Source organism: Pelomonas sp. KK5 (genome assembly GCF_001984095.1).
Lineage (GTDB): Bacteria > Pseudomonadota > Gammaproteobacteria > Burkholderiales > Burkholderiaceae_C > KK5.
The window spans coordinates 1-3,904 of record NZ_LYVQ01000366.1 but is presented as its reverse complement, the minus strand read 5'-3'; the positions used below and the strand labels follow the sequence as shown (position 1 = coordinate 3,904).

At 72.5% G+C, this 3,904-nt stretch carries 4 protein-coding genes; 3 read left to right on the top strand and 1 reads right to left on the bottom strand.

The window, feature by feature from the left end:
• Nucleotides 1-111: a PEP-CTERM sorting domain-containing protein gene (locus B0W88_RS35350; RefSeq protein ID WP_077038236.1), complete on the top strand. Its 111-nt coding sequence runs from the start codon at nt 1-3 to the stop codon at nt 109-111.
• A 258-nt stretch (nt 112-369) separates the two neighbouring features.
• On the opposite strand, the gene B0W88_RS30370 is transcribed toward B0W88_RS35350, so the two are convergent.
• Nucleotides 370-1,581, bottom strand: coding sequence for a glycosyltransferase (locus B0W88_RS30370; RefSeq protein WP_077038235.1), 1,212 nt, complete (start codon nt 1,579-1,581; stop codon nt 370-372).
• Between the two features lie 346 nt (nt 1,582-1,927).
• Between B0W88_RS30370 and B0W88_RS30365 the strand changes: the two genes are divergently transcribed.
• Together B0W88_RS30365 and B0W88_RS30360 are read left to right on the top strand one after the other, a co-directional pair.
• Nucleotides 1,928-3,739 (top strand): cyclic nucleotide-binding and patatin-like phospholipase domain-containing protein, encoded by a 1,812-nt coding sequence (locus B0W88_RS30365; RefSeq protein ID WP_077038234.1) that lies wholly within the window; start codon nt 1,928-1,930, stop codon nt 3,737-3,739.
• On the top strand, nt 3,703-3,904 hold a 202-nt coding region (locus B0W88_RS30360; RefSeq protein WP_144007080.1), incomplete at its 3' end, for a hypothetical protein. The genes B0W88_RS30365 and B0W88_RS30360, both read left to right, overlap by 37 nt.

Here is a 3,904-nt window from a genome sequence, read left to right as displayed (position 1 = left end):
GTGCTGCTGGAGCCCGCGCCGGTACCCGAGCCGGCCACCGGCCTGCTGATGCTGGCCGGGCTTGGCGGCGTCGCCGCGCTGGCGCGACGACGGCGCGGGCCTGTCGGCTAGGAGTCTGGGCGGCAGAGCAAGGGCCGGCGCCGGGGCGAGTTGCGGGGCCAGACTAGGCGCCGGCGAGGCGTTGGTCGGGACCAACAACGAGCCGGCAACGACGGATGGCCCCGCAAATCGCCCCGGCCCTGCGGGTTGTGCCTGGCAGGGGCGCATGCGTTGTTGCTCGTCGTTGCGGGTATCGACCCGCTGCCTCCTCGCGCCTAGCCTGCGCCCCTGCCAGGCGCAACGCCGGCCCTTGCTCTGCCGCCCAGACTCCTAGGACAGCGTCTCCTCGAAGGCATCGGCCAGCCGGGCCGCCAGGCCCTGCTGCGTGAAGCCCGCATGGGCGCGGGCAAAGTGCTGCGCGCCCTCGCGCCAGGCCGGCGCGTCGAGCGCCTCGCGCACCAGCGCCGCCCAGTCCTGCGGCCGGCGCCGCTGCGCCGCGTTGATGCCGCAGCCCGCCTGCTCGACCCGCCGCGAGATCAGGAACTGCTCCGCATGCATCGGCAGCAGCAGCAGCGGCACGCCGGCCAGCAGCGCCTGCGCCAGCGTGGCCTCGCCACCGTGGCAGACGCACAGCGCGCAGCCATCCGCAAAGACCTCGCCCAGCGACACCGGCCCGCCGGCGTAGCGCAGCGTCGGATGCTTCAGCGGCGGCGGCCCGCCCGCCGCCACCTCCGGCAGATAGCACAGCGTGCGGCAGCCCGCCTCGGCCAGCGCCTTCAGCAACGCCGCATGGTCGGGATGGTCGGCCTTCAGGTAGGCGAACACCTTCGGGCCGCTGCCCTCGGGCCAGCGCGGCGCCTCGCCCGCCCCGCCTCCATCTGCCAGGAAGCTGGGGCCGTACCACTGGCCGCCGGTGGGCTCGCTGCGGCCGTAGTGGTCCAGCTCCGGCCAAGTGCACAAGAGCGGCCGGTCACCCAGCAGCAGGTCCGCCGGCAGCGCCAGAGGCGCCGCGCCGTGCTGCGCCAGCACGGCATTGGCCACCTCCAGCATGCGCCGCTGCGCGCCGCGCAGGCGCTCGGGCGGGATCGGTTCCCAGTCGCGCAGCGGCGGCAGGTCAGGCGTGCGCGGCGGCAGGTAGAAGCCGATGCCGATGCTGGCCGTCCGCAGGCCCAGGCTGCGCGCCGCCAGCACCGCGGTGGGCGCGTAGTCAGCCACGACGAGGTCGGGCTTCAGCTCGCCGAACAGCGCGCGCCAGCCGTCCACCAGCCCGCTGAGCGCGCCCGCCTCCAGGTAGCCGAAGGCCAGCAGGATCTCGGCCAGGTTGCCCTGCGCGGCCGGCAGGCCCACCGCGCGGTGCAGCCACACCGGCGCCTGGAACTTGGGGCAGTCGAGATCCGCCAGCAGGCTGCGGGTGTGCGCCAGGTCACGCAGCGACAGGCTCACCCGGTGGCCGCGCGAGCGCAGCTCGATCGCCAGCGTCTTCAGCCGCGCCGCGTGGCCGAGGCCGCCACCTAACTCCCAGCTCAGATGGATGTGTGCCATGGGCGGAGTGTGCTTGATTGCCGGTTTAGCCAGGAGCCTGCGCGGCAGAAAGCATGGCCCGCGTTGGGTTTGCAAGGGGCCTCAGGCTAGGCGTGACACGCCGCCCGGACTCGCGTCCGGGCAAGTGGCGCAACAACGCCTGAGGCCCCTTGCAAGCCCAACCCGCAGGGCCGGGGCGCGGGCCATGCTTTCTGCCGCGCAGGCTCCTATCCATCGGTGCTAACCCCCAATTCGCGTGGCATGTTCCTCTCGCCTGTGAATGCATGTGAATCCAAACCCCCAAATTCAGCGGAGTCTGCGTAGACTCCGCGCCATGGATCAGCCCCAGCAACGGATTCGGGCACGCATGGTGGAGGCACTGCGCAGCAGCGCGGTCTTCGGATCGCTGCGCACGGAGATCATTGCGGAGATGGCCGACGCGGTGGAGCTGCGCCAGGTCGAGAGCGGCGAGGCCGTCTTCAGCGAGGGCGACCGGGCGGACAGCACGGTCTTCGTGATCAGCGGCGGCCTGCGCGTCTCGCGCCGCGGGCGCGACGGCAAGCTGCTGGTCTACAACCAGATCCACCCGGGCCAGAGCATCGGCGAGATGGCGATGATCCTGCAGCAGCCGCGCTCGCAGGACGTCACCGCGGTGCGCGATTCCACGCTGGCCCTGCTCAGCCGCGAGGCCTTCGAGGCGCTGCTGCTGCAGCATCCGATCGAGCTGAACCGCACCTTCCTGAAGGCGGTGCACGACCAGTTCCGCGTTGGCAGCGAGGTGCAGGAGAAGTGGCTGGCGCAGACGATCGCGCTGGTGCCGCTGGACCGCCAGGCCGGCGCCGACATCCTCGCGCCCGCGCTGGTGCAGGCGCTGCAGGGCCTGATCGGCCGCAGCGGCAAGCAGGTCGGCCATCTGCGCAGCGACTCCGCGCTGGCCCAGCGCCTGATGCGCGGCGACACCACCGACGAGGACGCCGACCGTGCGCAGCTGGAGGACCAGTACGCGGTGATGGTGTTCGAGGCCGGCGCAGCCGACGATGCCTGGGCCCGCTTCGCGATCCGCCAGGCCGACCAGGTCGTCTTCGTCACCTCCGCCACGCGCGACCCGGAGCTGACCGATCTCGAGCGCCAGCTGCAGGCAGTGCCCGGCTACGCGCTCAAGCGCAAGCACCTGGTGCTGATGCACGAGGCCGACCGCAGCTGGCCGGTCTCGCCGCTGCCCTGGGTGGTGGGCCGCGACCTGGAGCGCATCTACCCGCTGCGCAGCGGCTGGCGCGCCGATGCCGAACACCTCGCCCGCTTCCTGACTGGCAACGCCGTCGGCGTGGTGCTGGGCGGCGGCGGCGCGCGCGGCTTCGCGCACCTGGGCGTGCTGCGGGCGCTGAACGAGTCGAAGGTGCCGGTGGACCTGATCGGCGGCAACAGCATGGGCGCGCTGATCGGCGCGCAGCTGGCCTGCGGCCACTCGCTGGAGCAGATCCTCAAGCAGACCCAGCATTTCGCCAAGGGCGGCGAGCGGCTGACCGTGCCGGTGGTCTCCATCGTGGCCGGCCGGCGCGTCGAGCGCGACCTGCGCCGCATGTTCGGCGAGCTGATGATCGAGCAGCTGTGGCGGCCCTACTTCGCCGCCGCCTGCAACCTGACGCGCGGCAACACCACGGTCCAGTCGACCGGCCCGCTGTGGCGCGCGGTGCTGGCCAGCAACTCGCCGGCCGGCCTGTTCCCGCCGGTGGTGATCGACGGTGACCTGATGGTGGACGGCGCCATCCTCGAGAACGTGCCGGTGCAGCCGATGCGGCTGCGCCTTGGCACGCCGCTGGAACGCCGGCGCGGCAACGGCACCGTGATCGCGGTGGACGTGGACGTGCCCGAGAGCCTGCGCGCCGACCCGAGCCTCACCCGCGTGACGCCGCTGTCCACGCTCAAGCGCAAGTTCATGTCGCGCGCGCCGGACTCGCCCAGCATCGCCCGCATCCTCTACAGCGCCGGCCACGTCGGCAGCCTGAACCAGCGCCCGCGCACGATCGCGCAGGCCGACCACTATCTCGAGCCCCCCGTGGGCAATTTCCCCCTGATGGCCTACCAGAGTGGTGCCGAAATCGCTGAAGTCGGCTACCGCTATGCGATGGAGAAGATCGCGTCATGGGACCAGCAACTGATGATGACCCCCGCCTCCTGAAGGCCGGCGCCGCCGATGCCGCCCTGCCGCTGGCCCTGAGCCAGCGCGAGGTGTGGCTGGACCAGTGCGCCTGGCCCGGCAGCGCGCACCTGAACATCGGCGGCGGCTGCCTGCTCGCCGGGCCGCTGGACCTGGCCCTGCTGCGCCGCGCGCTGCGCGCGCTGG

Excerpts from the sequence above, each read along its gene's own strand:
- B0W88_RS30370 (WP_077038235.1), bottom strand. The coding sequence starts at position 1,581 with ATGGCACACATCCATCTGAGCTGGGAGTTAGGTGGCGGCCTCGGCCAC.
- B0W88_RS30365 (WP_077038234.1), top strand. The coding sequence starts at position 1,928 with ATGGTGGAGGCACTGCGCAGCAGCGCGGTCTTCGGATCGCTGCGCACG.